The sequence below is a fragment of the Ferruginibacter sp. genome (assembly GCF_014377975.1).
Classification (GTDB): domain Bacteria; phylum Bacteroidota; class Bacteroidia; order Chitinophagales; family Chitinophagaceae; genus Ferruginibacter.
Genome location: NZ_JACMOO010000282.1, coordinates 1 through 5,562, shown reverse-complemented (window position 1 = coordinate 5,562; position 5,562 = coordinate 1). Strand labels below are relative to the sequence as shown.

2 protein-coding genes are annotated in these 5,562 nt (G+C 39.6%); both read left to right on the top strand.

Annotated elements, in window-relative coordinates; translation table 11 throughout:
• Positions 1 to 776: 776 nt before the first annotated feature.
• Positions 777 to 3,920 (top strand): TonB-dependent receptor, encoded by a 3,144-nt coding sequence (locus tag H7254_RS14665; RefSeq protein ID WP_301933670.1) that lies wholly within the window; start codon positions 777 to 779, stop codon positions 3,918 to 3,920.
• Between the two features lie 20 nt (positions 3,921 to 3,940).
• On the top strand, positions 3,941 to 5,536 hold the full coding sequence (locus H7254_RS14660; protein ID WP_301933669.1) for a RagB/SusD family nutrient uptake outer membrane protein: 1,596 nt from the start codon (positions 3,941 to 3,943) through the stop codon (positions 5,534 to 5,536).
• Positions 5,537 to 5,562: the final 26 nt, after the last annotated feature.

Genomic DNA, 5,562 nt, shown 5'->3' with positions numbered 1-5,562 from the left:
TTCCTCAAATTGCTGATTTTGAAAAAAATCCATCACTTTATTTTTATCGGTAGAAGCCGGTTGGGCATCAGCATTGTACTGGAATGAGACAGAGAGTAAAAACAGATAAATAAACTTTTTCATAATGAGCTTAATTAATTGCATCTGGGAAAATACAATTAATATTTTTTTAAATGAAATCAAGGTTCGTCCAATTAAAAAATAAATTAAAACTGCCTGTTGACTATGGTAACTGTAATAATGATAAAAGCGGGTCACTATTTTAAAACGCTGTTTGGCTGTCACTAATAATGCCCTGTGTTACGGCATCAAAAACACCAGTTCAATAATTTAGGGAATAATATGTTTACGCTTGAAAATTTAAGCAAACGATTGTGTGCTAAACGCAATCGTTTGCATTAGAGATTGGAAATTAAACAACCCTTTTTAATAAAAAAAAAATGTTACTTTTAGTATGTACTGTTTATTTAAATAAGTTATTTTATTTTTTCAATTTCAATTTTTATTTTTTTAGTACAATGTATTCATGGAATCTTAAACTCTTTTGAAAAATCGTCAATTACTGTTATGGATTTATGAGATTGTATTTAATAAATATTTTATCAGCTAATATCATGCAGCTTACTAAATAAAAGGTTATGATTTGAGCATTCAAATGATTGCTTGTGCGATTGGTTTAAAATGGCTTAGCCCGCCCCGCTTAAACTAACAGTAATTAATAACAGATTGAACAAACTGCAGACTTCTATAAAACCAAAACTTTTAAAACTGCTATTATGAATGAAAAAATTTCTCTCAAAGTTTTTCAGGTATTACTTTTAAGTGGTATGCTCCTGTTTTTTACCACTGATATTTTTTCTCAAAATAAAAAAGTGTCGGGTAAAGTAGTTGATGAGGCAGGCAACGGTGTGCCAAATGTAACTGTAACCGTAAAAGGTTCTAAAGATGCTACACAAACAGACGCCAACGGCGACTACACGTTCAATGCAACTGAAAATGCGGTACTCGTATTTTCTTCGGTTGGTTTTGCCTCAAACGAAGTAAAGACAAAAGGAAAAAATTCAGTTAATATTACTTTAAGCAGTCAGGTAAGTAAGTTAAACGAAGTGGTGGTAGTAGGATATGGAACGCAGCGCAAGGTTGACCTCACCGGATCTGTAAGTTCAATATCGAAAAAAGATTTTGTAGATAAACCTTTTACCAGCCCCGATCAGATATTGGCAGGCAGGGTTACCGGCGTAAATATTGCTAACCGAAGCGGTGATCCTGGTGCGCCTATTGATGTAAGGATACGGGGTGTAGGTACCATTGGTAATAACCAGCCTTTATGGGTAATTGACGGCGTGCCAACTGTACAAACTACCAATATTTCTGTTAACACTTCGTCCTCTACAGAGTCGAATCCTTTAGCAGGAATCAACCCCTCCGATATTGAATCAATAGATATATTAAAAGATGCATCTGCGTCGGCTATTTACGGAGCCCGCGCTGCAAATGGGGTTATTATTGTTACAACCAAACGGGGTAAAGAAGGGCGTACCACTCTTACCTATGATGGATATGCAGGTACTTCTTATGTTTCCGCTAATAAAATTATTGATGTACTGGATGTTTCACAATACATCAAGGTGCAGGAAGACGCAGGAAACCCAGAAATAGCCAGCATTAGAGCGTTTAGTGAAAAGCCATTTGTTAACTGGCAGAAAACATTGTTACGTTCTAAACCCTTAACCAATCACAACATGAGTATTAGCGGGGGAACAAAAAACTTTAGTTTTAATATTAGCGGAGGTTACCTGGCTCAACAAGGTAATGAACCGTCGCAGGATTTTAAAAGAGGTTCTCTTAGAGCGAATTCAGATTTAAAAGTAGGCAAATATTTAAAATTTGGCGAATCAGTTTTACTAAGTTCTGTCAATAGGCTGGTTCAATCTGAAGAAGGCCGGTTTGCAGCTTTTGGAAGCGCTCACAATGCTCCCTACTATGCCATTTATGATGATAAAGATCCATTCGGTTACAACCCTTCAAGCAATGCTACCCGTGGCGTGGGCGCAACGGGTGTTAACTATGTTTTTTCAACAAACACAAAATATACCGAAACCCGTGTTGTAACCCGCAAAGCACTGGCAACTGCCTACGGAGAATTAGAACCGATAGCAGGACTAAAATACCGGCTGCAGGTAGGGGCAGAATATAATGTGGGAGACGGATTCTTTTTTCAGGAAAATGTTCCCATTGACTATGGTACCGGTACGCATGGATCGTTACTGGTACAGGAAAGACCTATTGAACTAACTACAACCATTACTCATACATTAACGTATAAAAAAACTGTTGGTAAAAGCGATTTTACCGTTTTGGTGGGAGAAGAAGAAACGAATTTTCAATATTCCAAGCTTCGTATCCAGGGAAGGGATCTGGTGAATTCAAGCATACGCCTGGCATCAGTAGCAGCTTCTTCCGCATCTGCCAACGAGGCCGATCAATGGGCTATCAGGGGAGTGCTCGCAAGACTATTTTATGCTTATGATGATAAATATCTTTTAACATTTAGTACCCGGCGAGATGAATCCTCCCGTTTTTCATCCGCTAACCGATCTGGTATTTTCCCTTCTTTTTCGGTAGGTTGGAAATTAAGCAATGAAAATTTTATGAAAGATTCAAAGCTTATTAATGACATGAAAATACGTGGTAGCTGGGGGCAATCAGGCAACCAGTTTACCGGCAATAATTTTTCTTACATATCAACATTAGCTACCACTATCTATTATCCTATCGGAAATACACAGACACCTGTTCGCGGGCTGGCTCCAATCCTTTTTGCAAATAGTAATCTTAAATGGGAAACCAACGAACAAACTGATTTCGGTCTGGATGCCAGTTTGCTGGGCCATAAAATAGATATTACAGTAGACTACTATAATAAAAAATCAAAAAATGTATTATTGAGCCTTCCGCTTCCGTACGTTAGTGGTTACTTTCTTCCGGCCGATGCTAATTTAGGAAGCATACAAAATTCAGGTATTGAGCTATCTGTAAATTACCGCAATAAAGTGGGTGGGTTGCAATATAATATCGGTGGAAATATAACTACTGTAAAAAACAGGGTATTGTCTCTGGGTGGAATACCTGAAATTATTACAGGTACCGGTGGTGCTCAAACACACCGTACAACTGTGGGTGAGCCACTTGGATATTTTTATGGTTATAAAACAAATGGACTATATCAAAATGCCGGTGATATCGCAAAAGATCCCTCTGCATCGCCCGATGCAGCGCCTGGCGATATTCGTTTTGTAGATGTAAATGGAAGAGGCGCTGATGGTAAATTAACAGGAAAACCCGATGGAAAAATTACTGCAGATGATCAGGTTAAATTGGGAAGTTCCATCCCAACATTTTATTACGGTTTCAACCTGTCTGTCAAATACGATAATTTTGATGCTGAAATATTCCTACAGGGTGTAGGGGGCAATCAGGTGTATAATGCAGCGAGAGCTGGATTGGAATCTATGAATAGCGGCAGCAACCAGTCTGTAAGCGTATTAAAAAGGTGGTCGGGTGAAGGAACAAGTAACAGCATGCCAAGGGCTACCTGGAATGACTTGAATAATAACAACCGGTATTCCGATCGATGGATAGAAAGCGGAGCGTTTATGAGGATTAAAACAATTCAGTTAGGTTATACAATTCCCAAGGCGAGGTTGCAGTCAGTAACCCATGATATTGTTGCCGGCTCTAGATTTTACATAAGCGTACAAAACCTAACCACCTTTACAAAATACCGTGGTTATGATCCTGAGGTTACCCGGGCGCAGAGTTTTCAAAAAGGAGAGTTTCCGCTGGCCAATGGTGTTGATGGCGGCGGTAGCCCGCAACCCACCATCGTTCAGTTAGGCTGGCAAATAAGTTTTAATTAATCACAAAGAATATTCGCAAAATGAAAAATATAACTATTAAAAAAAGCGCCCTCTTAGTTTTTCCGGCTTTATTATTGACAGCAATACTAATACTGGCCGGTGTTTCCTGTAACAGACTTGATTTGAAGCCGCTTGATAAAGTAACTCCTTCTAACTATTATATTACACCTTCCGACTTTGATGGTGCTGTGTTTGCTTCTTATTCTGCCCTGCAGGATTTTTGGGGCACCAGTACCGAAAACCTGAGCGAACGTGGAGAATTTTGGGCCATTACACTGGCAACCACTGATGATATAACGATAAATACAAAAGCCGATAACTCGGGAGACCAGGCAAGAGCCAAAAAATTAGACCTGCTGAATATTGAATCTTCCGACATACCTTTTGGCGCAATTTATACGCAAGTTTACAAGGGTATATTAAGAGCCAACCTCGTAATAGAAAATACAGAAAATGGCAAAAATTCATTAACCGCAGATCAAAAAAAACAATTTGTTGCGGAAGCTAAGTTTTTGCGTGCATTCAATCATTTTTTAGCGCTTCAAATGTGGGGTACGCCACCTATTGCAACAAAAGTTGCCACCAATATTAATGCGCTTGCTTTACCAAATTCTACACAAGCCGATTTGTACAAGGCCATACTGGATGATTTGAAAGATGCGTTTGCAGGATTGCCCGCCGTATGGGATGCAAGCAATACAGGCAGGGCAACCAAGTGGACAGCCCGGGCCTTTGAAGGAAAAGTTGATGTATGGAAAAAAGACTGGCCCGCAGCCATTGCCGTATTTGAAGATGTAAGGGCAAACAGCGGTTATGGCTTAATGAATGGAAACGCAGCTAAGAAAGATAATTTTGAAGATGTGTTTGATTATAAAAAAGAAAATGAAAAAGAATCAATTTTTGAGATACAATATGGGGGGCCTCAATCTGATGATAATTTGTGGGTTTTTGATGATACACACTCTGAAGCATTTAAAGCATCGCAGGGAACTGCCCGGGTATGGTATTGGGATGCACCCAATGGTGCAGGTGCACCTGGCGGCCACATGGGCTGGTATTCTCCCACACAATCTTTAGTAGACGAATTTGAACCAGGCGATCCAAGGCTGGCAGTAAGTATATACAAAGCCGGTGATACTTACTATACAAACGGTGTAACAGACGGTGTTCCTTATGATGCAGGATGGTCCTCTACCGGATATATGATTAGAAAATATGGTGGTGTAAGAAACGCAGCTTCTGCCAATTACGCTCCCAACGGGCAGGCAGGGTTTAATAATGAAAGATATTTCCGGTATGCAGATTTACTGTTGCTTTACGCAGAAGCATTAATTCAATCTGGAAGAATACCAGATGGTATGGCTGTTATAAATAATGAGGTTCGGGCAAGGGTTGGGCTTGGCGCTTCTCCCAAGGCTGCCGGTATGGAAGCATTGATGCATGAAAGAAGGGTAGAGCTTGCATTTGAACCCGGCAGATGGTTTGATATAACCCGCTGGGGTATTGGGCCAACTGTGTTTGGCTCAAAATGGAAAGAGGCATTTAATTTATTTCCATTTCCTCAATCTGAAATTACCAGAAGCAATGGCTTGCTGAAACAAAACAATGGGTATTGATGTAGCCATGCGTTTATAAATCATTC

Excerpts from the sequence above, each read along its gene's own strand:
- H7254_RS14665 (WP_301933670.1), top strand. The coding sequence starts at position 777 with ATGAATGAAAAAATTTCTCTCAAAGTTTTTCAGGTATTACTTTTAAGT.
- H7254_RS14660 (WP_301933669.1), top strand. The coding sequence starts at position 3,941 with ATGAAAAATATAACTATTAAAAAAAGCGCCCTCTTAGTTTTTCCGGCT.